We start from the raw sequence: 26,003 nt of genomic DNA, 5'->3' as shown, positions 1-26,003 counted from the left end.
CGGCCGGTGGATGGTCAGCCGAGCAGGGAACGGCCGATGATCTCCTTCATGATCTCGGTCGTGCCGCCGTAGATGGTCTGGATGCGGCCGTCGACGAACGCCCGCGCGACCCGGTATTCGCTCATGTAGCCGTATCCGCCGTGCAGTTGCAGGCAGCGGTCGGCGACCCGCTTCTGCAGTTCGGTCGCCCACCACTTGGCCATCGAGGCGTGGACGGCGTCCAGCTCCCCGTTCGCGTGGTCGACGATGCACCGGTCGAGGAAGGTGCGGGTGACGGCGCACTCGGTGGCCATCTCCGCGATCTCGAAGCGGATGTGCTGGAGCTTGGCGAGCGGCCGCCCGAAGGCCTCGCGCTCCTTGACGTACGTGGTGGTGATCTCCAGCAGGTGTTCGGCGGCGGCGATGCCCGCCATCGCGATGCCCATCCGCTCCTGGGCGAGATTGGTCATCAGGTGGACGAAGGCGCCGTTCAGCTCGCCGAGCAGGTTCTCCTTGGGGACGCGTACGTCGTGGAAGAACAGCTCGGCGGTGTCCTGGGCCTTCTGGCCGATCTTGTCGAGGTTGCGGCCGCGCTCGAAGCCCTCGGTGCCGCGCTCCACCACCAGCAGCGACAGGCCGTGCGCCCCGCCCTCCGGGGTGGTCTTGGCGACGACGATCACCAGGTCGGCCAGGATGCCGTTGGAGATGAAGGTCTTGGAGCCGTTCAGCACCCAGTGGTCACCGCGGTCCTCGGCGCTGGTCCGGATGCCCTGGAGGTCCGAGCCCGCGCCCGGTTCGGTCATCGCGATGGCCGTGATGGTCTCGCCCGAGCAGAATCCGGGCAGCCAGCGCCGCTTCTGCTCGTCGGTGGCGAGCGAGGTCAGGTAGGGGCCGATGATGTCGTTGTGCAGGCCGATGGCCAGCCCGGCGGCGCCCGCCCGGGTGAACTCCTCGGCGATGACCGCCGCGTAGCGGAAGTCGGGGTTCCCGCCGCCGCCGTACTCCTCCGGGACGGCGAGGCCCAGCAGCCCCTGGCGTCCCGCGGCCCGCCACGCCTCGCGGCTGACGATGCCCTCCTTCTCCCACTGCTCGTAGTGCGGCAGCACCTCTTTGCTGAGGAAGGTGCGCACGCTCTCGCGGAACGTCTCGTGCTCGGGCTCGAAGATCCGGCGCTTCACGGGGTGTCAGTCCTCCTGCTCGTACTGCTCGGACCGCTCGGGCCGCTCGGACTGCTCGGGCCGCTCGGACAGGGCCGGGACGTCCCAGTCGCGGGCCACGGATGCGGTGTGCGCCCCCGGCAGGGCGGGGCCGCCGCGCACGGTGGCCGGGGTGGCGGAGAAACGGGGTGCGGGGGCGGGCTGGATGATCCCGCCGAAGTCGGTGAAGGTGCCGCGGGCGGCGAGGTGCGGGTGCGCCGGGGCCTCGCGCAGCGACAGCACGGGGGCCACGCAGGCGTCCGTACCGTCGAAGACCTCCGTCCACTCCTGGCGGGTACGGGTCTTGAAGCGGGCGGCGACGGCCTCCCTCAGCTCGCCCCAGCGGGCCAGGTCCTTGCGGGCGGGTGCCTGGTCCGCGATGCCGAGCAGGTCGGTGAAGGTGTCGTAGAACTGCTGCTCCAGCGCCCCGACCGCCATGTACCCGCCGTCGGAGGTCTCGTAGGTCCCGTAGAAGGGGCAGCCTCCGTCGAGCAGGTTGGCCCCGCGCCGGTCCTGCCAGCCGCCGGCCGCCATCATGCCGTGGATCATCGACGTGAGGTGCGCGGTGCCGTCGACGATGGCCGCGTCGACGACCTGGCCGGTCCCGGTGGCGCGCGCGTGCTGGAGGGCGGCGAGGACTCCGATGACGAGGTAGAGGGAGCCGCCCGCGTAGTCGCCGACGAGGTTGGCGGGGACCGCGGGCGGCCCGTCCGGGTCGCCGATCATGCCGAGGGCGCCGGTGACCGCGATGTAGGCGATGTCGTGTCCGGCGCTGTGGGCGAGCGGGCCTTCCTGGCCCCAGCCGGTCATCCGGCCGTAGACCAGCCGCGGGTTGCGGGCGTGGCAGTCGGCCGGGCCGACGCCGAGACGCTCGGCGACCCCGGGGCGGAACCCCTCGATGAGTACGTCGGCCCGCTCGGCCAGGTCGAGGACCCGGGCGGGGCCGTCGGCGGACTTGAGGTCCAGCAGGACGGAGCGCTTGTTGCGGTTGGTGATGTCGTAGGCCGGGTTGACGGCCAGTCCGCCCCCGCCGGGCCGGTCCACGCGGACGACGTCCGCGCCCAGGTCGGCGAGGAGCATGGCGGCGAACGGCCCGGGGCCGATGCCCGCCAGTTCGACGACGCGCACTCCGGCCAGCGGGCCGTCCGCGGCCCCTGTCATCGAGGTCCCTGTCATCGAAGTCACTGCCATCGAGCCCCCAGCATCCGTGGTACCCCTGTGTGACACAACTGATGTAACACCAGTGATGCTAGGAACGGGTCCGGCTCAGCACAACCCCTTGGGGCGGTCGACCGAGCAAGCGCTTAGTGACTTTCCCCCACTCGTCCTACCCCTCACCGGCGGAGCGGTCGTCGAGCGCCTTCACATGCCGCTTGAGGGCCACGGTCCGGTAGCTCTCCTCCACCCACTCGCACACCACCTCGGCGTCCGGCGACCCCTTCTCCCCCAGCGGTACGGTGACCCAGCCCGAGCGGCCCAGGCCGTACCCGGTGGGGGCGGCGCCCGGCGCGGTCATCGCGTGGCCGTGCAGCGCCTCGTCCTTGAGCTTGACCGACAGACCGGGCGGCTCGGGGCCGTCGGCACTGCCCAGGAAGAGGAAGATCTTCTTGTTGATCTTGACCACGCAGCTGTCCGGGCCCCACGGGTGCTCCTCCACCGCCTCGGGCAGCCCGAGGGCGAACTCCCGTACGGCCTCCCACTTGCGCACCGCAGCCTTCATCGACGCCTCCCACTCACCGCAGGTCGCACCTGCTCGCACGGACAGTCGGTCCTCACGCTAGCCTCAGCGACCGACAGCAGTCGGGAGGAGCGGTAATGAACAGCCTGAACACGAGGCACAACACACCTGAACGCGCCTATGACGTCGTCCTCTTCGGGGCGACCGGGTTCGTCGGGGCACTGACCGCCGAGTACCTCGCCGCGCACGCGCCCGCCGGATTCCGGTGGGCGCTCGCGGGCCGGGACCGCGCCAAGCTCGAACGGCTCCGCGAGCGGCTCGCCGCCGTCCACCCCGGCTGCGCGGAGCTGCCGCTGCTGACCGCGGACGCCGCCGATCCGCGGCAGGTGCGCGAACTCGCCGCGGCCACCCGGGTGCTGGCCACGACCGTGGGCCCGTACGTCCGGTACGGCGGAGAGCTGGTCGCCGCCTGCGCCGGGAGCGGCACCGACTACCTGGACCTCACCGGGGAACCGGAGTTCGTGGACCGGATGTACGTCGAGCACGACGCGCGGGCCCGGGAGAGCGGGGCGCGGATCGTGCACGCCTGCGGCTTCGATTCCATCCCCGCCGACCTCGGCGCGTACTTCACCGTCCGGCAGCTGCCCGAGGGCGTCCCGCTGACCGTGGACGGTTTCCTGCGCACGCACGCCACCTTCTCCGGCGGCACCCTGGCCTCGGCGCTCGGCGCCTTCGGGCGCGGGCCGCAGACCCTGGCCGCGGCGCGGGCGCGCCGGCTGCACGAACCCCGGCTGCTGGGCCGCCGGGCCCGGGGTCCCGTCGGGGTCCCCCGCTACAGCCGGGAGACCGGGACCTGGGCACTGCCGCTGCCCACCCTGGACCCCGCGGTGGTGGCCCGTTCGGCGGCCGCGCTGGAGCGCTACGGTCCGGACTTCCGCTACCGGCACTACGCCTCCGTGCGGCACCTGCCGGTCGCGGTGGCCGGTGCGGGGGCGGTCGGCGCGACGGTCGCCCTGGCCCAGGTCCCGGCCGTACGGCGGCTGCTGTCCGGCCTGTGGGAGCCGGGGCAGGGACCGGACGCGGAGCGCAGGGCGCGCAGCTGGTTCACGGTCCGCTTCGTGGGCGAGGGCGGCGGGCGCCGGGTGTTCACGGAGGTCGCGGGCGGCGATCCCGGGTACGGGGAGACGGCGAAGATGCTCGGCGAGGCGGCGCTCTGCCTGGCGTACGACCGGCTCCCGGCGGTCTCGGGGCAGGTGACCACGGCGGTCGCGATGGGGGACGCGCTGCTGGAGCGGCTCCAGAAGGCGGGGATCCGCTTCCGGGTGGTGGACGAGCGCGCGGTGTGAGCCCGCGGGTGTCCGTACGGTCTGTACTGTCCGTACTGCCCGCGCCCCTCAGCGGGCCTCGCGCAGGGCCCGTCGGCAGAGGGCGTCGGCGTGCCGGGTGGTCTCGGGGATCCGGAAGCGCGGGCTCAGGGCGAGGGTGTGCGCGGCCGCGTTGTCGAGGGAGACCCGGTGGCCCACGGACACGTACACCGGCTTGATCCCGTCCTGGGTGCGCAGCGCCCGGCCGACCTCGGTGCCGTCGGGAGCGCGGAGGGGGGAGGCGTCTCCCCGCCGGGCGCCCGGTTCCTCGTAGGTGAAGGTGAACGGATTCTTCGCGACGCCGATGGTCGCCAGCCCGGTGACCACCCCGAGGTGGCAGGCGAGCCCGAAGCCGCGGGGGTGCGCGAGGCCGTAGCCGTCGCAGACGACGAGCCCGGGCGGCGAGGTCAGCGCGTCCAGGGCGGCCAGCACGGTGGGCAGTTCACGGAAGGCGAGCAGGCCCGGTACGTACGGGAAGCTCACGTGCCCCACGGCGGTCGCCTCCTCGACGACCTCCAGGGTGCGCGCGTCGAGGACGACGGCCGCGGCGGCGACCAGGTCGCGCTCGTCGTCGTACGCCACGTCGACACCGGTCACCCGGCCCTGCCCGACCGGCGGTCCGGCCTCGTCGAGCACGACCTGGTGGCGCAGTTCGTCCTGTATCGCCCGGGCCTCGGCCTCATCTGCGGGGGTCTTCACACTCGTCATGATGGTGCGAGAGTAGCCTGGCGATCATGTTCGTAATGGAGTTGAGCTACACCGCGCCCATCGAAGCCGTCGAAGACCACATGGACGCCCACATCGCCTGGCTGGACGGCTACTACGCCTCCGGCGTCTTCCTCGCCTCGGGCCGCAAGGTGCCGCGCGAGGGGGGCGTGATCCTGGCCGGCGGCGTCTCCCGCGCCGAGATCGAGAAGATCGCCGCCGAGGATCCCTTCGCGGTGGCGGGCGTCTGCGCCTACCGGATCATCGAGTTCATCGCGACGAAGACCTCGACCGACCTGGCCACGGTCCGCGAGGCACCGCTCGCGTAGCGGGCCCCCTTCGGTGTCTGGTGGTGTGCCCCGCGGACCTTCGGGGCACACCACCGGGCAGCCCCGCTACTCCCCCGCGCCCACTTCCAGCCGGGCCACCCGGCCCTTCTCACCCGCGGCCCAGCACGTCAGGTCCGCGGTGCAGGCGACCGTGTCGAAGGAACCCGTGGCCAGCGGCCGCCAGTTGCGGCCCGCGTCGAGGGTGAGGTCCGTACCGGTCGGTCCGACCGCGAGGGCCACCACCCCGGTGTACGGGACCCAGGCCACCCCCGAGCGGTAGGCGGGCGGCGGCGCGCCCGCCGGACGCCAGGTACGGCCCGCGTCGGCGGAGACCGCCCCGGCCCGCGGGGACGCCTCGCCGGTCCGGTAGTCGCCGCCCACCGCCAGGCCGTGCCCGCGGTCGCGGAAGGCCAGGCCGAAGACCCCCTTCGCGGGATCGCCCGCCGGAACGGTGGAATCGGCCGCGCTCCAGGTCAGCCCCCGGTCCGCGGAGTGCAGCACGCGGGCGTTCGCACCGCCCCCGGTGGCCAGCCAGACGTCGTTCCGGCCCGCGCTGACCAGGCACTGCCCGCTCGCGGCGAACCCGGCCTCGCCGGGCAGCGCGTCCGGCATCCCGGCATTGGGCAGCACCCGCCAGCTGCGGCCGCCGTCCGCCGTGGACAGGATCCGGAACTTCCCGTCCACCGGGTCGCTGACGGCCAGCCCGTGGGCGGGGTCGAAGAAGGTCATGCAGTCGTAGAAGGCCCGCGGGTCCGGGTTGCGGAAGGTCTCGGTCCAGCTCGCCCCGCCGTCCTCGGTCCGCCAGACCCGGGAGTCCGGGCCCTCGCCGATCGACAGGGCGAGCGCGCGCCGCGCGTCGAAGGCCTCGATGTCGCGCAGCTCCAGTCCGGCGGCGCCGGGCGGTGAGACGTCGCCCCAGCTGCGCCCGCCGTCCACGGTGCGCAGCACCGTGCCGTGGGATCCGGAGACCCAGGCCGTCGAGCGGTCCACCGCCGCCAGCCCGCGGAAGCGCGCGTCCGTACCGGTGGGCTTGAGGGCCCAGCCGAGCCCGGCGACGGAACCGGACGCGAGGTCCGCGGCGGGACCGGGGCCGGGTAAGGCGGAGGGCCGCGCCTGGGCGGGGGCTGCCAGCACCCCGACCAGGGCTGCCGCGCACATGCCAACTGCCAGAAGTCTCATGGCGCCGGAAGCTAACGCACCCCGCGGCGGCCGTCCAGGGTGCCCGGTTCCCTGGCCGGGCCCCGCGACCACGGAGGGTGCCCGTTCGGCGACACGGGTGATCCTTTGGGCCTGTGGAGCGAGCGGAATCCAGCCTTAGTTGAACCGGTGTTGAACCGGTGTGCGGCCCCCCGCGCCGCCCGGGTCTCCTTGTGCCCCATGCACACCACGGCCCGGCTGTGTGATCACACAGATCGGTTCCGGCCATTCGGTGACACAGCTCACGTCCTTCCCCCATGCACGGATTCGCGTTTTCCCGCGTCTATCCGGTTGCCGGGCCCCAGCCACCGCCCGGCAACCGATCGCCGCAAGGGAGCGAGCCTTGATCACCATCATCGAGCAGGCCGTGCAGGCCCGTCTGGTCGCCGCAGCGCCGAAGGTCGAGACCGTCCCCGTCACCTTCCACTACGACCGCTCGGACCCCTTCGCCGTCCGCATGGCCTTCCCCGCGCCGGCGACGCTGGAGGGCGTCGAGGTGTCGTGGACCTTCGCCCGCGAGCTGCTGGAGGCCGGGCTGGAGCGCCCCTGCGGCCACGGCGACGTCCGGGTGCGGCCGTACGGATCGGGCCGGACCGTGGTGGAGTTCCACGCTCCGGAGGGCGTCGCCATCGTCCTGATGGCCACCTCGGAACTGCTCCGCTTCCTGGAGCGGGCGGCGACCGTGGTCCCGCCGGGGCTGGAGCACCTGTACCTGGACATGGACCACAGCCTGGCCGAGCTGATGCGCGACTCCTGCTGACGGCGCGCCAAAATCGTTTGCGGGCGGCCGGCGGCCCCCCGTAGCTTCGTGGATGCCCCATCGCCGCCGAAACGGAGTAGGACATTGCTCGTCTGAGGTCCGAGACACCGACCCCCCAAGCCCTTCGTCAGGAGCGCTCGCCGTCGGCTGTCTCCCCGCGTTGCACCGCACCATTCACGCAACCTGGAGGCCTCCATGAGCCATGCCCCTACGTTCGTCACGTGTTCCGCCCTGTCCTTCGACTGGCCCGACGGCACCCCCGTCTTCGATGGGCTCCAGCTCGCCGTCGGCCCCGGCCGCACCGGCCTGATCGGCCTCAACGGCTCGGGCAAATCAACCCTGTTGAAACTGATCTCGGGTGAACTGACCGCCACGGACGGCCAGATCGCCGTGGCGAGTACGGTCGGCCACCTCCCCCAGGGGATCACCCTCGACACCTCGCTCCGCGTGGACGAGGCCCTCGGGATCGCCACCGTCCGCGCCGCCCTGCACGCCATCGAGGCGGGCGAGGCCACCGAGGCCAACTTCACGGCGGTCGGCGACGACTGGGACGTGGAGGAGCGGGCGATCGCCACCCTCGACCAGCTGGGACTGGGCCGGATCGGCCTCGACCGCACGGTCGGCGAGCTGTCCGGCGGGGAGTCCGTACTGCTGCGGCTGGCCGCGCTGCTGATCGCCCGGCCCGACGTCCTGCTGCTCGACGAACCCACCAACAACCTCGACCTGCGGGCCCGCCGGCGGCTCTACGCCGCCGTCGAATCCTGGACCGGCGTCCTGGTCCTGGTCAGCCACGACCGGGAACTGCTGGACCGGGTCGACCAGATCGCCGAGCTGCGCGAGGGCGAAGTCCGCTGGTACGGCGGGAACTTCGGTGCCTACGAGGAGATCCTGGCCGCCGAGCAGGAGGCCGCCGAGCGACTGGTCCGGGTCGCGGAGGCCGACGTACAGCGCCAGAAGCGCGAACTGTCCGACGCGCACGTCAAGCTGGCCCGCCGCAAGCGGTACGGACAGAAGATGAACGACACCAAGCGCGAGCCCAAGATCGTGATGGGCGAGCGGAAGCGGCAGGCCCAGGTGTCGGCGGGCAAGCACCGCATCATGCACACCGAGAAGCTCGCGCAGGCGCGCGAGCGGCTCGACCAGGCAGTGGAGGCGGTGCGCGACGACGACGAGATCCGGATCGAGCTCCCCGCCACCCTGGTCCCGGCCGGGCGCGGGGTGCTGACCCTGCGCGGACTGCGCCCGGCGCACGCGGGCACCGCCGTGGTCCCGGGCGAATGGGAGCTGCGCGGACCGGAGCGGATCGCCCTGGTCGGACGCAACGGCTCGGGCAAGACCACCCTGCTGCGCACGGTGGCCGGGCTGCTCCCGCCGGTGTCCGGGGAGGCGGTGACGCACGTACCGGCGCGGTTCCTGCCGCAGCGGCTCGACGTCCTCGACGACGAGCGGTCGGTGGTGGAGAACGTGGCGCGGTTCGCCCCGGAGGCCACGAACAACCGGATCCGGGCGCGGCTCGCGCACTTCCTCTTCCGGGGCGGGCGCGCGGACCGGGCGGCCGGCACCCTCTCGGGGGGCGAGCGGTTCCGGGCGGCGCTCGCGGCGCTGCTGCTGGCGGATCCGGCGCCGCAGCTGCTGATGCTGGACGAGCCGACGAACAACCTGGACCTGGCGAGCGTACGGCAGTTGACGGACGCGCTGGATTCCTACCAAGGGGCGCTCATCGTGGCCAGCCACGACGTGCCGTTCCTCGAGTCGATCGGGATCACCCGGTGGCTGCTGCTCGACGGCGAGCTGCGCCCGACCACCGCGCAGGAGGTCCGGGAGTCGATGTGGCAGCAGTGAGGGAGTGGTGCGCGGCGTCCTACGGGACCGGAAGGTCGCCCCGTGTGAGACTTGCACTACTGACCGTAGCGTAAGTGGGTGCACAGGAAAGGGGAACCGCGCCATGCCTCCGAGGAGCACGCCGACCGCGCGGCAGCAGCGCCTGGGCGCCGAGCTGCGCAGACTGCGCGAGCAGTCGGGCACGACGGTGCAGCAGGCCGCGGCCCTCCTGGGGGTCGACCGGACCCGGATCCCCAACATCGAGTCCGGCCGGATCGGGATCAGTGCGGAGCGGGTCCGCACGCTGGCCTTCAACTACGACTGCCCCGACACCGCGCTCGTCGACGTCCTCGCGGCGATGGCCGGGGAGCGCGACAAGGGGTGGTGGGAGCGGCACCGCGGGGTGCTGCCGCCGGGACTGCTCGACATCTGCGAACTGGAGCACCACTGCGTCGCGTTGCACACGGCCGTGACCACGCACATACCCGGCCTGCTGCAGACCGAGGAGCACGCGCGGGCGGTCTTCGGCACCGCCCACCCGCCGCTCCCGGAAGCCGACCTCCAGGCCCGGCTGGCGCTGCGCATGAACCGTCGGCGGATCTTCACGCGCGAGCGGCCCCCGTCGTACGAGGCGGTGGTGCACGAAGCGGCGCTGCGCATGCAGTTCGGCGGGCCGAAGGTCGCCCGGGCTCAGCTGGAGCACATCCTGGCCGAGTCCGAGCGCGACCGTACGACGATCCGGGTGATCCCCTTCACCGCGGGCGGCTTCCCCGGCGCGGGCCAGTCGTTCACGTACGCGGCGGCGGAGATGAGCAGGCTGGACACCGTGCAGCTCGACAGCTCGCACGGCTCGATGCTCCTGGACTCGCACATGCAGCTGTCGCGCTACCGGGGGCTGCTGGAGCGGCTGCGGACCCTGTCACTGTCCGTGACCGCTTCGCGGGATGCCGTCCGTGCGATCGCGCGGGACCTGTGACCACGTGAGACGGGGGCGAGACGACGTGAGACGACGAGAGGCGAGAACGACGACATGAGCACGACGACGACCGGGGCCGCCGCCCCCGCCCCCGCCATCGACTGGGCCGAGGCGTTCTGCAGCGAGGGCGCGAACTGCTTCCGCTTCGGCCGGGACACCGACGGCAGGGTCTACATCGGCACGACCGGCTCCGCCGCGTACGTCTCAGACTCGGTCGAGGCGCTCCGCGCGCTGGTCTCGGCGGTCAAGGGGGGCGCCGCGGATCACCTTCTGGTGTGACTTCGGCTCTCCCGGCACCGCCTCGAACTGCATACATAACCGGACGTAATCAGGCACCCCCAGGGGTGGGGCTTGGTTCCTCTTGACGCCGCGCTTAACCTACGGGTTCGTAGGCTACGGAACCGTAGGTATTCGCTTTGTCCCCAGGAGCACCCGTGACGATCACCTCTCCCCACCTCGGCAGCTCGGAGGCGTGGACGGACGCCAAGCTGCTGTTCGCGCTGGAAGAGGTGGTGGAGAAAGAGCTGAACCGTCACCTGAAGGTGACGAAGGACTGGATGCCCCACGAGTACGTTCCGTGGAGCGACGCGCGCAACTTCCCCGGCTTCTTCGAGGACGGCGAGGAGTGGTCGGTCGGCCAGTCCAAGGTCACGGACATCGGCCGGACGGCCCTGGTGGTCAACCTCCTCACCGAGGACAACCTCCCCAGCTACCACCACGAGATCGCCTCCCTCTTCGGCCGCAACGGCGCCTGGGGCACCTGGGTGCACCGCTGGACCGCCGAGGAGGGGCGCCACGGCATCGTGATGCGCGACTACCTGCTCGCGTCCCGCGCGGTGGACCCGGACCAGCTCGAAGAGTTCCGGATGATGCACATGTCGGAGGGCTTCGAGTCCGACAACCGGCACTCCATGCTGCACTCGGTGGCGTACGTCGCCTTCCAGGAGCTGGCCACCCGCATCTCGCACCGCAACACCGGCCACCAGTCCGGCGACCCGGTCTGCGACCGGATGCTCGCCCGCATCGCGGCCGACGAGAACCTGCACATGATCTTCTACCGCAACCTGCTCGGCGCCGCCTTCGAGCTGGCCCCGGACCTGACGATGCAGGCCGTGCGCGACGTGGTCGTCGACTTCCGGATGCCCGGGCACGGCATGCCGGGCTTCGAGCGGGCCGCCGCGCAGATGGCCATCGGCGGCATCTACAACATGCGCATCCACCACGACGACGTGCTGAGCCCGGTGCTCCGCTACCTCAAGGTCATGGACATCGACGGCCTCGGCCCGGACGGGCAGAAGGCCCAGGACGAGCTGGGCCTGTACATGGGCGGCCTGGACGCCGAGGCCAAGAAGTTCGACGAGCGCCTCGCCGCGCGCGCGGCGCGCATCGCGGCCCGCAAGGCCTGATCCCCGCCCCTGGCGCGCCCGCGGAGCGGGAACGACGACGATGCCCCGGCAGAGCCCCGCGCCGCCGGGGCATCGTCGCGACCGGCCCAGGGGGCCGGGTCCGGGAGGCGGGCCCCGGCGGCCGGTGACTCAGCCGCGAGGGCGCAGCGCGTGGCGTTCACCCTCCGACAGGCCGCCCCAGACGCCGAAGCGCTCGTCGTTGGCCAGGGCGTACTCCAGGCACGCGACCCGCCCTTCGCACGCTCCGCACAACCGCTTCGCGTCGCGCAGGGAGGACCCGGGCTCCGGGAAGAAGAAGCCGGGGCCCGTCTGCGCACAGAGGGCCAGTTCGTACCAAGAGACGTCCGTCATCGTCGTCGCCGTGCGTTCGCTCGTGTTCATCGACATGCGCAGATCCTCACCGCGCGCGATGTACGTCCGATCAACGACCGATCAACAACGCCGCGGAGCGCCTCCTGTCAGTCCTCGTGCCGGGCGCGGCTCGGCTGGACGCGCTTCGGTTCGCCCGGCATCTTCGGGTAGTCCGGGGGATAGGGCATGTCGCCCATGCCGCGCTCGTGTTCGTCGTGGTCCGCCAGGGCCAGGACGGGGTCCAGGCTGAAGGCGTGGTCGTCCATGTCGGCGTGGACGTCGCCGAGTTCGGCGTAACGCTTCGGCATCGTGACGATGTCGAAGTCCCGCGGTTCGGCCGCGTCCACCTCGTCCCAGCGCAGGGGCGCGGAGACCGGGGCGTGGGGTCGGGGGCGGACGGAATAGGCCGAGGCGATGGTGCGGTCGCGCGCGGTCTGGTTGTAGTCGACGAAGATCCGCTCGCCCCGCTCCTCCTTCCACCAGGCCGTGGTGACCTTGCCCGGCATCCGGCGCTCCAGCTCGCGGCCCAGGGCGATCGCGCACCGCCGGACCTCCGTGAACGTCCACCGGGGCTCGATCGGGACGAAGACGTGCAGGCCCCGGCCGCCCGAGGTCTTGGGCCAGCCGCGCAGCCCCAGTTCCTCCAGGAGCGCGCGCAGCTCGTGGGCCGCCGCCACCGCGTGGTGGTAGTCCGTCCCCGGCTGCGGGTCGAGGTCGATGCGCAGCTCGTCGGGACGGTCCGTGTCCGTACGGCGCACCGGCCACGGGTGGAAGGTCAGGCAGCCGAGGTTCGCGGCCCACAGCACGGCGGCCGGTTCGGTCGGGCAGATCTCATCGGCCGTCCGACCGCTGGGGAAGGCGATGTGGGCGGTCGGGATCCAGTCGGGCAGGTTCTTCGGCGCGCGCTTCTGGAAGAAGGACTCGCCCTCCACCCCGTCCGGGAAGCGCTCCAGGGTCGTCGGCCGGTCGCGCAGGGCGCGCGTGATGCCCTCCGCCACGGCCAGGTAGTACCGGGCCACGTCCAGCTTGGTCAGGCCGCGCTCGGGAAAGTAGATCTTGTCCGGGCTCGACAGCCGTACGGCCCGCCCGCCCGCTTCCAGCTCGATCGCACTGCCCGCAGCACCCATGTGCGCCACGGTAGGCGGGCCGGGCACACCTCGCACACCGGGCGAGCACGGACGTACCGCCGCAGAATCGGACCATGGATCTGCCCGTGATGCCTCCCGTGAAGCCGATGCTCGCGAAGTCCGTGGCCAGGATTCCCGCGGGCATGCAGTACGAGGCGAAGTGGGACGGCTTCCGGGCCATCGTCCACCGCGACGGGGACGAGGTCGAGATCGGCAGCCGCACCGGCAAGTCCCTGACCCGCTACTTCCCCGAACTGGTGACGGCCCTCAAGCAGAACCTGCCCCCGCGCTGCGTGGTGGACGGGGAGATCGTGATCGTTCAGGGCGGGCGGCTGGACTTCGACCGGCTGACCGAACGCATCCACCCCGCGCAGTCCCGCGTCACCCTTCTGGCCGGTGCGACCCCGGCCAGCTTCATCGCCTTCGACCTGCTCGCGCTCGGCGACGAGGCCTTCCTCGACACCCCGCTCGCCGACCGGCGCACCGCACTCACCGAAGCCCTGTCCACGGCCCGTCCCCCCATCCATCTCGCGCCCGCGACCACCGACCCCGCACTGGCGCGGGAATGGTTCGAGCGGTTCGAGGGCGCCGGGCTCGACGGGGTGATCGCCAAACCGCTCGATCTGCCCTACCGGCCCGATGCCCGCCTCATGTTCAAGATCAAGCACGAGCGTACGGCCGACGCCGTCGTCGCGGGATTCCGTTTCCACAAGAGCGGTCCGATTGTCGGATCGCTGCTCCTCGGCCTCCACGACGAGCACGGCACGCTCCAGCACGTGGGCGTCTGCGCCGCCTTCCCGATGAAGCGCCGCGCCGAACTGGTGGAGGAACTCGCACCCCTGCGCATGCCGGACCCCGCGGGCCATCCCTGGGCCGCCTGGGCCGAGGAGTCCGCCCACGAGAGCGCCCGGCTGCCCGGCGCGCAGAGCCGCTGGACGGGCAAGAAGGACCTCTCCTGGGTACCGCTGCGTCCCGAACGCGTGGTGGAAGTGGCCTACGACCACATGGAGGGCGACCGCTTCCGGCACACCGCCCAGTTCCGCCGCTGGCGGCCCGACCGGGTGCCGGAGAGCTGTACGTACGCCCAGCTGGAGGAGGTCGTCGGCTACGACCTGGCCGAGGTGCTCGGGCTCACTACGACGTGAGCGGCAGCGTGAACGGCGCCGCGGGTGACGACGTACGGGACGACGCGGGGAACGACGTACGGGACGACCCGGCGGACGGTCCGGTGGACGACCCGGCGGACGGCGCGCCCGATGACGCGGGCCCCGAGGTGAGTTCCTCCCACTCCGCGCGGTCCGGGCCGGCCACGTTCGGCACGTAGTCCGGGTGCCGCGCCAGCCAGCGCGCGACCCTGGCCCGGATCTCCGGGTCGGCGTAGGCCCGCTCCGGCGGGACGGCCAGGTGCCGGACCCGCGCCCGGGCCCGCATCACCTCCGGGTCGTCCAGGGCGCAGTCGAAGAGCGCGGCCATCTCCCGCGCCGTACCGGTGCGCCCGGCCCGGGTCGCGAAGCGCTCCCCGATGGCCGTGTCCGCCACCACCTGGAAGTCGAACCACGGCTTGAGCGTGCGCACCGCCCACGCGTGGTGCCCGGCGGCGTACCGCGCCGACCCCGGGTCGCGGTGCGCCGTACGGGCCACCCGCAACGCGGCCCACAGGGCGAGCGAGGTGCCCTGGCCCAGGGTCGGGTTCGTGTGGGTGATCGCGTCCCCGATCGGCACGATCCCGCTGACCACCGGCCCCCGTTCGTCGACCAGCGCGCTCCACCGGTTGTCCAGGCCCGCCGTGGCCATGACCCCGGAGAGCGGTTCGGCGCCCAGCGCCAGCCAGGCCTCGCCGGGCGGGAAGGCCCGGGCGGCGGCCTCGAAGACGGCCGGATCGCGCAGCGCGGAGCGGGTGGTGTCCTGCGTGTGGACGAACAGCGTGACCGCGAACACCCGGTTGTCGGCGGGGAAGACCGCGCATCCGGCGAAGGCGCCTCCGGTCACCGTCCACGGGCGGCGCGGCCCGTCCGCGCGCCCCTGGGGCAGCCGGTACCAGCGGCAGAAGTAGGCGAGCCCCGTGCGGTGGCGCTCCACGACGGCCGGACGGCAGCCCGCCCGCGCCAGCCAGCGCGCGGCGCCCCCGCGCCGGCCGCCCGCGTCGACGACGAGATCGCCCTCGTACTCCCCCAGCGCCGTTTCCACCCCCGTCACCCGTACGGCGTCCGCGGCAGCGGCGGGCCCGGGCACGGACCCCGCTCCCGGTCCGGCCGCCGCCCCGCTCCCGCGCTCCGTCAGCAGCCCGGTGACCGGCTCGCCGTACCGCGCGACCACCCGGGGCTCCCCGCGCAGGGCCGTGGCCAGGGCGCTCTCCAGCACGATGCGCCGGGCCTGGAGCATGACGAGGTCGTCGTCCCCGGGCCGGGCGGGCGGGCGTTCCTCGAACCAGTCCAGTTCGTGCCGCTCCCGCGCGCCGAGGCGGAGCATCTCCCGGTGGACGTCCGGCAGGTCGGCGCGCAGCAGGTTGCGCGCCGCCCCGAGCAGGACGTGGGGCTGGGTCGCCTGCGGTACGGAGGGCCGCTGCCAGCCGAAGAAGTCCCGGTCCAGGGCGGTGCCCGGGGCCCGGCTGTCCCGTTCGAACACCTCGGCCGTGTGTCCGTGCCGCGCCGCCAGCAAGGCGGTGGCCAGCCCTCCGACGCCGCCCCCGATGACCAGCACATGTGCCATTGCGTCCCCCTGAGCCGAAGGTGCTGTACGACGATCAGACCGCCCAGAGCCTGCACGGGCGGGGGCCGGGCGAAACCCGCACAGTTGAGCGAGCGCCCGGTCGAACCCCTCGGGCCCGACCGGCCCCCGCCGCCCCGATTCCCGCTTGACAAATGATGTTGCCGAACCGGCAAATGGGATCATGGCTGCCGCTCAGATCGACGAACCCCAAGTAACCGCTGAAGGTGAGGGCGAAGAGGACTTCGCCCGGGTGCTCACCACCGTGGGCCCCCGCCTGCGCACGCTGCGGCAGGAACGCGGGACCACTCTCGCCCAGCTCAGCGAAGCGACCGGAATCTCGATCTCCACGCTCTCCCGGCTGGAGTCCGGACGGCGCCGGCCCACCCTGGAGCTGCTGCTGCCGCTGGCGAAGGCCCACCGCGTCGCGCTGGACGAGCTGGTCGGCGCCCCCGACACCGGGGATCCGCGGGTCCGCCCGCGCCCCTTCGTCCGGCACGGGACGACGTACATCCCGCTGACCCGGAACTTCGGCGGGGTGCACGCCTTCAAACAGATCCTCCCGCCCGCCACCGAGCAGGTGGCCCAGCCGCGACTGGGCGTGCACGAGGGCTACGAATGGCTGTACGTCCTGTCCGGACGGCTGCGGCTGGTCCTCGGCGACCACGATCTCGTCCTCGGCGCCGGGGAGGCGGCGGAGTTCGACACCCGCACCCCGCACGCCTTCTTCAACGCGGTCGCGCAGCCGACCGAGTACCTGAGCCTCTTCGGGCCCCAGGGCGAGCGGATCCACGTACGGGCCCGGCCCGCCGCCCGCGAGAAGGACGCGTCATGACCACACCGCACCCGCACCCCCAGCCCGCACAGCCCGCACACCCCGCCCGGGCCGTCCCCCGGCCGAACGCCGTCGTCGGGGTCGGCCTGATCGTGCTGGCCCCCGACGGCCGGATCCTGCTCGGCCAGGCGCACGACGGGCGGTGGGAACTGCCCGGCGGCAAGGTCGACCCCGGTGAGGGCTTCGAGGGGGCCGCCGCGCGGGAACTGGCCGAGGAAACGGATCTGCGGGTGGCCCCCGACGCCGTACGCGTCCTGGGCGTCCGGATCGACACGACGGCGGGGCTGACCCGGCTGACGGCGGCCGCGGTGACCGAGGCCGCGGAAGGCACCCCGGTGGTGACCGAGCCGGACAAGATCGTCCGGTGGGAATGGTTCGCTCCGGCCGCGGTCCCGGCCGCGCTCTACGCGCCGACGGCCGCCGTCCTGCGCACGTGGCGCCCGGACCCGGCCGCGCTCCCGCCGGTCACACCGGCCCCACCCGTCCCCTCGTACGACTATCCGATCGCACCCCCGCACTGACCCCACGGGGACACGGCCCCGGCGCTAGGCCCGCACCACCGACCGCGGCGCGAAGTTGCCCTCGCCCAGGTCCTCCGCCAGCAGCCGCTTCGCGATCGCGTCGGCCGCCACCCGCAGCTCGGCGCTGCGCGGGCGGCCCCGGTCGCGCTCCAGCTGGTCGCCGAGCCAGTCGGCCCAGGCCCCGGAGATGACCGCGGCCTCGCGCGCCCCGGCCGGGGTGTGCGAGAAGAAGGCGCCCTCGCGCGTCAGGTAGCCCTCCTCGACCATCCGGTCGAAGACGGGAACCAGCACCTCCGGGGGCAGCGAGCGGCGCGAGGCGATCAGGCCGAGGCTGGCGTGGCCGACCGTGCGGGTCAGCAGGTCCACCTGCATCACCGCCCAGGCGCCCGCCATGTCGAGCCGGGTGTCGGAGCCGTTCACGATGGACCGCGCCTGCTCCGGGCCCATGGTGCGGACGAGTTTGCCCACGGCGAGTTCGAGCAGTTTGGCAGAGTCCCCCGAGGCGGTGGCCGGCGAGGCGAATCCGTCGCCCATGTCGGTCGAGCCGGCCCGGGCGGTGTCGCGCAGCGCGACCTGCTTGAGGAAGAGGGCGACGACGAAGCCGACCACGGCGACCGGGACCGTCCACAGGAACACCGTGTGCAGCGCGTCCGCGTACGCGTCGATCACCGGGGCGGCCGCCGCCGGGTCCAGGCCGTGCACGCCGTGCGGGCTCTGCGCCGCGGCGCCGATCGTCGCCGGATCGCCGCCCGTGGCCCGGGCAGCCTCGGTCACGCCTGAAGTCAGGGCGGGCTTCAGGCTGTTGGCGTAGAGGGTGCCGAACACCGCGGTCCCGAAGGCGCTGCCCAGGGTGCGGAAGAAGGTGACGCCGGAGGTGGCGGTGCCGAGGTCGGCGTAGTCCACGGTGTTCTGCACGGCGATCGTCAGCACCTGCATGCACAGACCGATGCCGACGCCGAGCACGAACATGTAGAGCGATTCGAGGGCGACGCCGCTCCCGGGGCCCATCCGGGACAGCAGGAAGAGCCCGACGCCCATGACCAGGGAGCCCACGATGGGGAAGATCCGGTACCGGCCGGTCTTGCTGGTGACGTTGCCGCTGAAGACGGAGGCGATCAGCAGGCCGATGACCAGCGGCAGGGTCCGTACGCCGGAGATCGTGGCCGAATCCCCGTCCACGTACTGGAGGTAGGTCGGCAGGAAGGTCATCGCGCCGAGCATCGCGAAGCCGACGACGAAGCTCAGGACGGAGCACACCGTGAAGACCGGGTTCCCGAACAGCCGCATGGGCAGCATCGGTTCGGCCGCCCGGGTCTCGGCGAGGCAGAACAGGGCGAGCGCGGCCACCCCGCCCACGAAGAGCCCGATGATGACGGGCGAGCTCCAGCCGTATTCGTTGCCGCCCCAACTGGTGCCCAGGATCAGCGCGCTGGCGCCGATCGCGACCAGCGCGATGCCGAGGTAGTCGATGGCCGGACGCGCGCCCGAGCGTACCGAGGGGATCGTACGGGCGGCCGCCACCACGACCAGGATCGCGATCGGCACATTGACGTAGAACGCCCAGCGCCAGCTGAGGTGGTCGGTGAACAGCCCGCCCAGCAGCGGTCCGATGACCGTCGCGACGCCGAACACCGCGCCGATCGCGCCCTGGTACTTGCCGCGTTCGCGCAGCGGCACCACATCGGCGATCAGTGCCATGGAGGTGACCATCAGGCCGCCCGCGCCGATGCCCTGCACGCCCCGCCACAGGATGAGCAGGGTCATGTTGCCCGCGAGGCCGCACAGGAACGAGCCGGTGATGAAGATGACCGCGGAGATCTGGAAGATCACCTTCCGGCCGAAGAGGTCGCCGAACTTGCCCACCAGCACGGTGGCGACGGTCTCCGCGAGCAGGTACGAGGTGACCACCCACGACATGTGGGCCGCGCCGCCGAGATCCGCCACGATCGTGGGCAGGGCGGTGCCCACGATGGTCTGGTCGAGCGCGGCCAGCAGCACGCCCAGCATGATCGTGCCGAAGATGACGTTGCGCCGCCTCCGGTCGAGCAGGGGCGGCGCGGCGGCTATCGCGGGGGCTGTGGTCACATCTCGCACTCTCACAGCGCCGCCGCCCGGCCGCATGCGGCGCGGGGCCGAACGGGTCACCCCCGGCGGGACCGGCTCGCGGGATCAGCGCAGGTAGGCCAGCCCCGGGTGCTCCTGCACGTACCCGTCGAGCAGCCGCCGGGCCACCGCCACCGAGTCCACGAGCGGGTGCAGCGCGAAGGCCTTGACCGCGTCCCGGCGGGAGCCGGCGGCGGCCGCCGCCAGGACCGCCCGCTCGACCGCCTTGACCGAGGTGACCAGCCCCACCGCGTGGTAGGGCAGCGGGTCGACGGCCACCGGGTGCGCGCCGTTGGCGTCGACCAGGCAGGGCACCTCGATGACGGCGCGCGCGTCGAGCACCGCCAGGGTGGTGCGGTTGGGGACGTTGAGGATGAGGGTGGTGCGCTCGTCGCGGGCGATGGCCCGCATCAGCGCGAGGGCCACCTTCTCGTAGCCGCCGGACTCCAGGTCGCTCTCCTCGCGGTCCCCGGCGCCCGCCGCCTCCCGGTTCTCGGCCATGTAGGTGGCCTCGCGCTCGGCCCGGGTACGGTCCCACGCGTCCAGCGCGGCCCCGGCTGGCTGCCCGGGGCGCCCGGCCTCGGCGTAGAAGGCGCGCTGCTGGTCGCGCAGGAAGGCGCCGCGGGTCTGCTCGGCTTCCTGGTAGGCCCGTACCGTCTCGCGGTTGAAGTAGTAGTAGTGCAGGTACTCGTTCGGGATGGCGCCGAGCGAGCGCAGCCACTCGGCGCCGAAGAGCCGGCCCTCCTCGAAGGACTCCAGGGCGGCGGTGTCGGCCAGCAGCCGGGGCAGTTCGTCGCGGCCGCCGATGTGCAGACCGCGGACCCAGCCGAGGTGGTTGAGGCCGACGTAGTCGATCCAGGCCTCCTCGGGGCGGGCGCCCAGCAGCCGGGCGATGCGGCGCCCGAGGCCCACCGGGGAGTCGCAGATCCCGATGACCCGGTCGCCCAGCTCCTCGGCCATGGCTTCGGTGACCAGTCCGGCCGGATTGGTGAAGTTGATGACCCAGGCGTCCGGGGCGCTGCGCGCGACACGGCGGGCGATCTCCCGCGCCACCGGCACCGTGCGCAGGCCGTACGCGATCCCGCCCGCGCCGACCGTCTCCTGCCCCAGCACTCCCTCGGCCAGGGCGACCCGCTCGTCCGTGGCGCGTCCGTCGAGGCCGCCGACGCGGATCGCGGAGAAGATGAAGTCGGCCCCGCGCAAGGCCTCGTCGAGGTCCTTGGTCGCGGTCACCTCCGGCGCGTCGGGCACCCCGGCGGCCGCGGCCTGGTCCGCGAGCACCCGGGCCATGGCGGCGAGCCGGCCGGGGTCGGCGTCGTAGAGGGTCACGTGGGTCACCCGGCCCTCGGCGTGGTCGCCGAGCAGGGCCCCGTACACCAGGGGGACCCGGAAACCGCCCCCGCCGAGGATCGTCAGCCGCACGCCCTACCGCCCTTCGCCCGCGCGACGCCGTGCGCCGCGCTCCGTGGCCCATGTCCGTGCCCGGGGCCGTACCGGTGCCGGTAACCGCTCCCGTGCCCGCCCCGGTGCCACGATCGGTGACACGATGCGCGACGCGGGTGGTGCCGGTCCGGCGCGAGCATCCGTGCCACGTTCCGTGACACCAGTGTCACCCGGCCGGTGTGTCCACCGGCGACGGCACGGCGCGCAGCCGTGCGGCGGCCTGCGGGGTGCGCCCGGTTCCGACGGGCGCGGGCCCGACCGGTACGCCCTGCGGCGAGGACAGGACCAGGGTGATCCGGGTCAGCCCCATCGCGTCCAGCATCCGGCCGGATTCGGCCACCATCCGGCAGCGGGCCACGCCCCAGCGCGGGTCGGGGTGGCGCACGGAACGCACGGCTCCGTCGCGCTCGGCCGCCTCGGCCCCGTAGGTGCTGAGCCAGTGCGGAACGCCGTAGCGGTAGGCGGCCTCCATGAACGGGTCACGGGCCACCTCCTGGCGGATGCTGCGCAGTCCCTCGTCGTCGGGGTCGGCGGCCAGGCCGGTCGCGAACTGCGCGAGCAGCGGTACGCACCAGGCCGGTTCGTGGTCCTCCAGCACGGCCGCGGCGTCCGGGTGGAACAGCACGAAGCGCAGGAAGTTGTCGTCCGGCAGGGCGGTGGGGTGCGGGCGAACGGCCTGGAACAGCTGGTCGAAGGCCGAATTCGTGAGCGCGACGTCCCACCGGTGGTCGACCAGGAAGCTTGGGTAGGGCACCGCCTCCATGAGCGCGGCGTAGTCGCGCAGGTAGTCCCGCTGGGCCGGGTCGGCGGGCAGCCGGTTCTCCTCGGCCGCGCGCCAGGTGGGCGGCGGATCGCGGTCCACCATGACGCGGAAGAGCCAGAAGCACTGGCGCTCGCTCATCTCCAGGGCTTCGGCGAGGGCGAGCAGCTTGCGGTCCGTCCACTCTTTGACCAGGCCGCGTTCCCAGTTCCCGTACGCACGCACGCTGATGCGCAGACGTGCGGCCATGTCCTCCTGGCTGAGGTTCAGCTCTTCGCGCCGCTGGCGCAAAATCTCCTTGCGTCGCTCCGACCGCACCGCGCCACGGACGGGCTCTTCACCCGTCAGGCGCCCCTCACCGGCTCGGGCGAGGCCATCGGACGGGCCCACCGCTGCGAGATGTGGCACCGAGAGCTCCCCCTTCTCACGGTCTGGATCTTCATTTCGATGTGGCGATCCTGCTACCGACTTCATTCGAGTGTCAACTATTGTGGCAATTCCAGCCTCTTGACAGCTCATTCACGCCACAGCTGTGGCAAGTTCTAGCCCTTCAAGGGGAGAAGGGTTAGCCTCCAGGAGCCGACCATGTGCCCGAACCGACCCTCGCGCGATCTAGGAGAACCACTGGTGACAGACGGCTTCCCGGCTCCCGTCGCGGTGGCCAACGTGCCCTTGGCAGCCACCGTAACGCGCGTCGCCGAACTCGCGGGCAAGCTGGGACACGACCAGGGCGAGGTCTTCGATCTGCGCCGCCTCTCGGAGGCCTCCGGGGTTCCGGCCGATGTGGTCAAGAACCTGCTGGAGGGCCGCCCCACGGGCGAGCCCGATCTGCAGACCCGTTTCCTGCAGCGCCTGGACCTGCTCCGGCGCACCCGCGTCAAGCCCAACGGCCGCCGCTACACGCAGCAGGAGATCGCGGACGGCGCAGGCATGTCCCGCCAGCAGGCCGGAGCCCTGATCAACGGCGACCGGCGGCCCACCATGGAGCACTGTGACGCCATCCAGCGCTTCTTCGGGGTGCACGCGGGCTTCCTCGCCGCCCACGACGCCGACGCCCTCACCGACGCCCTGCTGCGCACCGAGCAGCAGCTGCTCCAGGATTTCGCGGGGCGCGAGCGGCAGACCGCGGCCGCGCAGGCTTCAACGGGCGATCCGCTGGCAAGACTTCTCCAGAACCACGGCGTACGGGGCATCGCCTGGCGCGCCGCCCAACTGCCCAGCGACAAACACCGGGACAAAGTGACCGAATGGCTGGACATGCTCCTCGAAAGCGTCAAACCGACAGAATCATGACCCAGTCGAAAACCTGGGTCTGACCCTTGAGTCCTGATCCGGATCCGCGCCGACGGGGAGAACGGTGAGCATAGGCAGAGAGCAGCGGCGGCTGTGCGGAGAGCTGGTGGCGGCCATCCGCCAGGCCGCCCCCGTGGAACCCGTGGACCTCTACACCACCCTGTGCGAGGGCATGAGCAAACACCGCGGCCGCCCGGTGGAGTTCCGCATGGCCTCGTTCCCCCCGGGGACGGCCAGCGGACTGTGGCTCGACATGGCCGACCGTGACCTGGTCGTCGTGGAGGAACGCACCGCCCCGGACCACCAGTTGGTGATCCTCGGCCACGAGCTGTGGCACATGAAGGCGGGCCACTGCAGCCATCACGTGGACGGCGCCGCGGTGGCCGCCCGGCTGCTGTCCGACGAGGCCGACCTCAGCGAGACGGTGCGCCGGGTCGCCGCGCGCACCCGCGCCGACGTGCAGGAGGAAACGGAGGCGGAGACCTTCGGCCTGCTGCTCGGCAGCAAGTGCCGTCCGTGGCTGTCGGCTTCCCTGGCACCGGGGCCGAGCCAGCGCGACAAACTGGCGGGACGCATCGAGGCCTCCCTCGGCTACCGAGGGCCACGGGGCTGACCACGGGGCCTGTCACAAGGCCGAAAGGTACCGACCACCACAAGCCGGGGGACGAACCAAGGACTGAGAGCGTGCTGAAGAAGTGAAGGGCCTGGACTTCTACATTCCGGCCGGCGTGCTGGTGATCGCCTTCACCTGCAAGCTCCCGGGCCTGACCCGGCATTGGCGCGATCCCCTCGTGCGGGCCGTCAGTGTGCTGCTGCTCGTCGCCAGCTCGGTGTTCTTCTTCGCCGCGCCGCCCACCATCGCCGCCGTCAACCGGATCACCGGGATCCGCAACTTCTCGGCGCCGCTGGTCTACTGCATCCTCACCGCGTTCAGCGCGTCCTGCCTGCTGCTGCTGATCAACTGGCGCGGCGGCCCCGACGCCCGCGCGCGCACCCTCTCCCGCTGGTGCGTGGGCTCGTACAGCGCCGTGATCCTCTCGCAGTTCTCGCTGTTCGCGATCGGCGGCGCCCCCGTCGAGCGGCTGCGGGACTTCGACACGTACTACGCGAACACGCCCTACATCCGCGAGATGATCCTGATCTACCTCGTGGCGCACACCGTGGCCGCCGTCGTGATGACCGTGCTGTGCCGGCGCTGGTCCCTGCACGTGCGCGGTTCGCTGCGCTCGGGACTGATCCTCATGGTGTGCGGGTTCATGCTCAACCTGGTCTTCGACGCGGCGAAGTTCGCCGCCGTCGGGGCCCGCTGGGCCGGGCAGGACCTGGACGTGCTGAGCACCACCGTGGCCCCGCCCGTCGCCTCGTTCTCCGCCCTCCTGATCGGGACGGGCTTCGTGCTGCCGCTGGTGGTGCAGCGGCTGTCGGCGCTCTACCAGACCTGGGCGACGTACCACCGGCTCGGGCCGCTCTGGCGCGAGCTGCACGCGGTCGTCCCGCACGGTTCGCGCGCGGTCCGGATCTCGTGGTGGTCCCCGGCCGATCTGCGGGTCACCCAGCGCGTGGCGGACATCCACGACGGGATCCTCCACCTCGACCCGTACTTCGACCACGGCCTGCGCGACCGCACCAGGGCCGCCGCGCTCGCGGCGGGCGCCGGGACGGCCCAGGCCGATGCCACGGCCGAGGCCGTGATGGTCGCGGCCGCCGTCCGGGCCCGCGCGGCCGACCCGGAGGAGAAGGTCATAGGCTCGGCGGACGCCTACACGTCGGCCGGCGTGGAGGGGCCCCGCGATCTCGTACGCATCTCGCGCGCCCTCCGTTCCCCCGCAGTAGCACGCACCCGCCGGCACGCGGCCAGCACGGAAAGCAGCCACCCATGAGCGAGACCACGAGCCGCGAACAGTCCTCCGGGCCGAGACGGATACCGGCGCCGCACCCCGCGTCCGGAGCCACGGGCCCCGCCCCGGACGCGGCGGCCGCCGGTAACGGTACGCCGCCCACGCGCCGCGAGGCCGTCGTGATCGGCGGCGGACTGGCCGGAATGCTCGCCGCCGCCGCGCTCGCCCCGTACGCCGACCGGGTCACCGTCATCGAACGCGACACCCTCCCCCGGACCCCCGGATCCCGCGCCTTCCTCCCCCAGGCCCAGCACGCCCACATGCTCTGGTCGGGCGGCGCCGACGCGATCGAGGCCCTGCTGCCCGGCTTCTCCGACCGGCTGCTCGCGGCGGGCGCGCACCGGATCCCGCTCACCTCCGGCATGGTGGCCCTCTCCCCCGGCGGCTGGTACCGCCGCTGGCGGCCCACCCACCACCTGCTCGCCGCCACCCGGGACCTCATCGACTGGGCCGTGCGCCAGGAGGTGGCCGAGCTGGCCACCGTCCGGATCGTCGAGGACACCCGGGTGCTGGGCCTGACCGGCGACCGCGACCGGGTCACCGGTCTGCGCGTCACCACCCGGGACGGGGCCGAGGAGCACCTGGCGGCCGCCCTGGTCGTGGACGCGGGCGGGCGGGGCACCCGTACCCCCCAGTGGCTGCGCGAACTCGGCGTGCCGCCGGTCCGCGAGGAGCTGGTCGACTCCGGCCTGGTGTACGCGAGCCGGCTCTACCAGGCGCCGCCCGGCGCCGAGCGCGGCTTCCCCGTGGTCAACGTCCAGGCGGTGCCGCACGATCCGCGCCCCGGCAAGGGCGCGGTCATCATGCCGGTCGAGGGCGGCCGCTGGCTGGTCACGCTCTCCGGCACCCGGGGCGGCCAGCCGACCGGGGACAGCGCCGCCTTCGAGCCGTTCGCCCGCTCGGTGCGCCATCCGGTCGTCGCGGAGCTGCTCCGGTACGCCACACCGCTGTCCGGGGTCACCACCTTCGGCCACACCGCCAACCGGCGGCGCTACTACGAGAAGTGCCGGATCTGGCCCGAGGGCTACGTCGTCCTCGGTGACGCCGTGGCCTCCTACAACCCGGTGTACGGGCACGGCATGTCGGTGGCCGCCCAGGGGGCGCGGGCGCTGCGCCGGTCCCTGCTGGAGGGCGGCGGGCTGCGCGCGGCCGGGCTGGCCCGGCGGACCCAGCGGGCGGTGGCCGCGCCGGTGTCGGTGGCCTGGGACCTGGCGACGGGACAGGACATCTTCTATCCGGACGCCATCGGCAAGCGCCCGGGCGCGGCCGACAAGCTGCTCTCGCGCTACGTCGGCCGCCTCGTGCGGACCGCCACCGCCGACTTCGTGGTGGCGACGGCGCTCACCGAGGTGATGACGCTCTCGGCGCCGATCACCACGCTGGTGCGCCCCCGGGTCCTGCTGCACGCGCTGCTCGGGCCACGGATGCCCCAGCTCACCGGCCCGCCGCTGACGGAACGGGAGCTGGGGTTCACCCGGCGGACGGACCGGTCCGACAAAGAACGGACAGAGAAGGAACAGCCCGCCGGAACCTGACGGTCGCGCCGGTCCGCGCC

At 72.8% G+C, this 26,003-nt stretch carries 25 protein-coding genes; 14 read left to right on the top strand and 11 right to left on the bottom strand.

What is annotated here, in order from left to right; genetic code table 11:
* Nucleotides 1-14 precede the first annotated feature (14 nt).
* The 3 genes from OHS33_RS30265 to OHS33_RS30255 form a co-directional block, all read right to left on the bottom strand.
* Nucleotides 15-1,157, bottom strand: a complete 1,143-nt coding sequence (locus OHS33_RS30265) for an acyl-CoA dehydrogenase family protein (RefSeq protein ID WP_330333582.1) — start codon at nt 1,155-1,157, stop codon at nt 15-17.
* A 6-nt stretch (nt 1,158-1,163) separates the two neighbouring features.
* Complete coding sequence (locus OHS33_RS30260; protein ID WP_330333581.1) at nt 1,164-2,336, bottom strand: CaiB/BaiF CoA transferase family protein; 1,173 nt, start codon at nt 2,334-2,336, stop codon at nt 1,164-1,166.
* 166 nt (nt 2,337-2,502) lie between these two features.
* A complete protein-coding gene (locus tag OHS33_RS30255) occupies nt 2,503-2,895 on the bottom strand; it encodes an MmcQ/YjbR family DNA-binding protein (protein ID WP_330333580.1) in 393 nt (130 codons plus the stop codon).
* A gap of 95 nt (nt 2,896-2,990) precedes the next feature.
* Between OHS33_RS30255 and OHS33_RS30250 the strand changes: the two genes are divergently transcribed.
* Complete coding sequence (locus OHS33_RS30250; RefSeq protein ID WP_330333579.1) at nt 2,991-4,199, top strand: saccharopine dehydrogenase family protein; 1,209 nt, start codon at nt 2,991-2,993, stop codon at nt 4,197-4,199.
* A gap of 48 nt (nt 4,200-4,247) precedes the next feature.
* Here the strand turns inward: OHS33_RS30250 and OHS33_RS30245 are convergent, their stop codons facing one another.
* Nucleotides 4,248-4,925 (bottom strand): endonuclease V, encoded by a 678-nt coding sequence (locus tag OHS33_RS30245; RefSeq protein ID WP_330333578.1) that lies wholly within the window; start codon nt 4,923-4,925, stop codon nt 4,248-4,250.
* 26 nt (nt 4,926-4,951) lie between these two features.
* On the opposite strand from OHS33_RS30245, the gene OHS33_RS30240 reads away from it, so the two are divergent.
* Nucleotides 4,952-5,251 (top strand): YciI family protein, encoded by a 300-nt coding sequence (locus OHS33_RS30240; protein ID WP_330333577.1) that lies wholly within the window; start codon nt 4,952-4,954, stop codon nt 5,249-5,251.
* Nucleotides 5,252-5,317: 66 nt separating this feature from the next.
* Here the strand turns inward: OHS33_RS30240 and OHS33_RS30235 are convergent, their stop codons facing one another.
* Nucleotides 5,318-6,430 (bottom strand): WD40/YVTN/BNR-like repeat-containing protein, encoded by a 1,113-nt coding sequence (locus OHS33_RS30235; protein WP_330333576.1) that lies wholly within the window; start codon nt 6,428-6,430, stop codon nt 5,318-5,320.
* Between the two features lie 361 nt (nt 6,431-6,791).
* Between OHS33_RS30235 and OHS33_RS30230 the strand changes: the two genes are divergently transcribed.
* The 5 genes from OHS33_RS30230 to OHS33_RS30210 all read left to right on the top strand — a co-directional run bounded on the left by OHS33_RS30230 (nt 6,792) and on the right by OHS33_RS30210 (nt 11,411).
* Nucleotides 6,792-7,208: an SsgA family sporulation/cell division regulator gene (locus OHS33_RS30230; protein WP_330333575.1), complete on the top strand. Its 417-nt coding sequence runs from the start codon at nt 6,792-6,794 to the stop codon at nt 7,206-7,208.
* Between the two features lie 195 nt (nt 7,209-7,403).
* Complete coding sequence (locus OHS33_RS30225; protein ID WP_330333574.1) at nt 7,404-9,050, top strand: ABC-F family ATP-binding cassette domain-containing protein; 1,647 nt, start codon at nt 7,404-7,406, stop codon at nt 9,048-9,050.
* A 103-nt stretch (nt 9,051-9,153) separates the two neighbouring features.
* Nucleotides 9,154-10,005 (top strand): helix-turn-helix domain-containing protein, encoded by an 852-nt coding sequence (locus OHS33_RS30220; protein ID WP_330333573.1) that lies wholly within the window; start codon nt 9,154-9,156, stop codon nt 10,003-10,005.
* Between the two features lie 54 nt (nt 10,006-10,059).
* Entirely contained in the window at nt 10,060-10,284 is a 225-nt protein-coding gene (locus tag OHS33_RS30215; RefSeq protein ID WP_330333572.1) for a hypothetical protein, read from the top strand.
* A 155-nt stretch (nt 10,285-10,439) separates the two neighbouring features.
* A complete protein-coding gene (locus OHS33_RS30210; protein WP_330333571.1) occupies nt 10,440-11,411 on the top strand; it encodes an acyl-ACP desaturase in 972 nt (323 codons plus the stop codon).
* 129 nt (nt 11,412-11,540) lie between these two features.
* Here OHS33_RS30210 and OHS33_RS30205 read toward each other — a convergent pair whose 3' ends face one another.
* The gene (locus OHS33_RS30205; RefSeq protein WP_330335268.1) at nt 11,541-11,792 is read right to left on the bottom strand and encodes a WhiB family transcriptional regulator; all 252 of its coding nucleotides are present in this window, start codon (nt 11,790-11,792) and stop codon (nt 11,541-11,543) included.
* A gap of 77 nt (nt 11,793-11,869) precedes the next feature.
* Nucleotides 11,870-12,889, bottom strand: coding sequence for a non-homologous end-joining DNA ligase (gene ligD / locus OHS33_RS30200; protein ID WP_330333570.1), 1,020 nt, complete (start codon nt 12,887-12,889; stop codon nt 11,870-11,872).
* Between the two features lie 74 nt (nt 12,890-12,963).
* Between ligD and OHS33_RS30195 the strand changes: the two genes are divergently transcribed.
* Nucleotides 12,964-14,034, top strand: coding sequence for an ATP-dependent DNA ligase (locus OHS33_RS30195; protein WP_330333569.1), 1,071 nt, complete (start codon nt 12,964-12,966; stop codon nt 14,032-14,034).
* Here the strand turns inward: OHS33_RS30195 and OHS33_RS30190 are convergent.
* Complete coding sequence (locus OHS33_RS30190; protein WP_330333568.1) at nt 14,024-15,598, bottom strand: NAD(P)-binding protein; 1,575 nt, start codon at nt 15,596-15,598, stop codon at nt 14,024-14,026. The two genes, OHS33_RS30195 and OHS33_RS30190, sit on opposite strands and share 11 nt — an antisense overlap.
* Nucleotides 15,599-15,779: 181 nt before the next feature.
* Here OHS33_RS30190 and OHS33_RS30185 point away from each other — a divergent pair, with 181 nt between their 5' ends.
* On the top strand, nt 15,780-16,430 hold the full coding sequence (locus OHS33_RS30185) for a helix-turn-helix domain-containing protein (protein ID WP_330333567.1): 651 nt from the start codon (nt 15,780-15,782) through the stop codon (nt 16,428-16,430).
* Nucleotides 16,427-16,951: a nucleotide triphosphate diphosphatase NUDT15 gene (locus OHS33_RS30180; RefSeq protein WP_330333566.1), complete on the top strand. Its 525-nt coding sequence runs from the start codon at nt 16,427-16,429 to the stop codon at nt 16,949-16,951. The genes OHS33_RS30185 and OHS33_RS30180 overlap by 4 nt, the downstream gene beginning before the upstream one ends.
* 24 nt (nt 16,952-16,975) lie before the next feature.
* Here OHS33_RS30180 and OHS33_RS30175 read toward each other — a convergent pair whose 3' ends face one another.
* The 3 genes from OHS33_RS30175 to OHS33_RS30165 all read right to left on the bottom strand — a co-directional run bounded on the left by OHS33_RS30175 (nt 16,976) and on the right by OHS33_RS30165 (nt 21,665).
* Complete coding sequence (locus OHS33_RS30175; protein WP_330335267.1) at nt 16,976-19,072, bottom strand: MDR family MFS transporter; 2,097 nt, start codon at nt 19,070-19,072, stop codon at nt 16,976-16,978.
* Nucleotides 19,073-19,120: 48 nt separating this feature from the next.
* The gene (locus tag OHS33_RS30170; RefSeq protein WP_330333565.1) at nt 19,121-20,476 is read right to left on the bottom strand and encodes a 6-phospho-beta-glucosidase; all 1,356 of its coding nucleotides are present in this window, start codon (nt 20,474-20,476) and stop codon (nt 19,121-19,123) included.
* Between the two features lie 187 nt (nt 20,477-20,663).
* The gene (locus OHS33_RS30165) at nt 20,664-21,665 is read right to left on the bottom strand and encodes an MmyB family transcriptional regulator (protein ID WP_330333564.1); all 1,002 of its coding nucleotides are present in this window, start codon (nt 21,663-21,665) and stop codon (nt 20,664-20,666) included.
* Between the two features lie 219 nt (nt 21,666-21,884).
* Between OHS33_RS30165 and OHS33_RS30160 the strand changes: the two genes are divergently transcribed.
* The 4 genes from OHS33_RS30160 (at nt 21,885) to OHS33_RS30145 (ending at nt 25,983) form a co-directional block, all read left to right on the top strand.
* Nucleotides 21,885-22,550, top strand: a complete 666-nt coding sequence (locus OHS33_RS30160) for a helix-turn-helix domain-containing protein (RefSeq protein WP_330333563.1) — start codon at nt 21,885-21,887, stop codon at nt 22,548-22,550.
* A 64-nt stretch (nt 22,551-22,614) separates the two neighbouring features.
* Nucleotides 22,615-23,163 (top strand): toxin-antitoxin system, toxin component, encoded by a 549-nt coding sequence (locus tag OHS33_RS30155; protein ID WP_330333562.1) that lies wholly within the window; start codon nt 22,615-22,617, stop codon nt 23,161-23,163.
* A gap of 82 nt (nt 23,164-23,245) precedes the next feature.
* The gene (locus OHS33_RS30150) at nt 23,246-24,430 is read left to right on the top strand and encodes an MAB_1171c family putative transporter (RefSeq protein ID WP_330333561.1); all 1,185 of its coding nucleotides are present in this window, start codon (nt 23,246-23,248) and stop codon (nt 24,428-24,430) included.
* Nucleotides 24,427-25,983 (top strand): NAD(P)/FAD-dependent oxidoreductase, encoded by a 1,557-nt coding sequence (locus OHS33_RS30145; protein WP_330333560.1) that lies wholly within the window; start codon nt 24,427-24,429, stop codon nt 25,981-25,983. Before OHS33_RS30150 ends, OHS33_RS30145 begins: the two co-directional genes overlap by 4 nt.
* Nucleotides 25,984-26,003: the final 20 nt, after the last annotated feature.

This window comes from Streptomyces sp. NBC_00536 (assembly GCF_036346295.1).
GTDB lineage: Bacteria > Actinomycetota > Actinomycetes > Streptomycetales > Streptomycetaceae > Streptomyces.
This window is presented reverse-complemented; position numbering and strand designations above follow the sequence as displayed.

What these genes read in the sequence shown, in the direction of transcription:
- OHS33_RS30260 (WP_330333581.1), bottom strand. Translation starts at nt 2,336, where the DNA reads ATGACAGGGGCCGCGGACGGCCCGCTGGCCGGAGTGCGCGTCGTCGAA.
- OHS33_RS30255 (WP_330333580.1), bottom strand. Translation starts at nt 2,895, where the DNA reads ATGAAGGCTGCGGTGCGCAAGTGGGAGGCCGTACGGGAGTTCGCCCTC.
- OHS33_RS30250 (WP_330333579.1), top strand. Translation starts at nt 2,991, where the DNA reads ATGAACAGCCTGAACACGAGGCACAACACACCTGAACGCGCCTATGAC.
- OHS33_RS30245 (WP_330333578.1), bottom strand. Translation starts at nt 4,925, where the DNA reads ATGACGAGTGTGAAGACCCCCGCAGATGAGGCCGAGGCCCGGGCGATA.
- OHS33_RS30240 (WP_330333577.1), top strand. Translation starts at nt 4,952, where the DNA reads ATGTTCGTAATGGAGTTGAGCTACACCGCGCCCATCGAAGCCGTCGAA.
- OHS33_RS30235 (WP_330333576.1), bottom strand. Translation starts at nt 6,430, where the DNA reads ATGAGACTTCTGGCAGTTGGCATGTGCGCGGCAGCCCTGGTCGGGGTG.
- OHS33_RS30225 (WP_330333574.1), top strand. Translation starts at nt 7,404, where the DNA reads ATGAGCCATGCCCCTACGTTCGTCACGTGTTCCGCCCTGTCCTTCGAC.
- OHS33_RS30220 (WP_330333573.1), top strand. Translation starts at nt 9,154, where the DNA reads ATGCCTCCGAGGAGCACGCCGACCGCGCGGCAGCAGCGCCTGGGCGCC.
- OHS33_RS30215 (WP_330333572.1), top strand. Translation starts at nt 10,060, where the DNA reads ATGAGCACGACGACGACCGGGGCCGCCGCCCCCGCCCCCGCCATCGAC.
- OHS33_RS30205 (WP_330335268.1), bottom strand. Translation starts at nt 11,792, where the DNA reads ATGAACACGAGCGAACGCACGGCGACGACGATGACGGACGTCTCTTGG.
- ligD (WP_330333570.1), bottom strand. Translation starts at nt 12,889, where the DNA reads ATGGGTGCTGCGGGCAGTGCGATCGAGCTGGAAGCGGGCGGGCGGGCC.
- OHS33_RS30195 (WP_330333569.1), top strand. Translation starts at nt 12,964, where the DNA reads ATGGATCTGCCCGTGATGCCTCCCGTGAAGCCGATGCTCGCGAAGTCC.
- OHS33_RS30190 (WP_330333568.1), bottom strand. Translation starts at nt 15,598, where the DNA reads ATGGCACATGTGCTGGTCATCGGGGGCGGCGTCGGAGGGCTGGCCACC.
- OHS33_RS30185 (WP_330333567.1), top strand. Translation starts at nt 15,780, where the DNA reads ATGGCTGCCGCTCAGATCGACGAACCCCAAGTAACCGCTGAAGGTGAG.
- OHS33_RS30180 (WP_330333566.1), top strand. Translation starts at nt 16,427, where the DNA reads ATGACCACACCGCACCCGCACCCCCAGCCCGCACAGCCCGCACACCCC.
- OHS33_RS30175 (WP_330335267.1), bottom strand. Translation starts at nt 19,072, where the DNA reads ATGCGGCCGGGCGGCGGCGCTGTGAGAGTGCGAGATGTGACCACAGCC.
- OHS33_RS30145 (WP_330333560.1), top strand. Translation starts at nt 24,427, where the DNA reads ATGAGCGAGACCACGAGCCGCGAACAGTCCTCCGGGCCGAGACGGATA.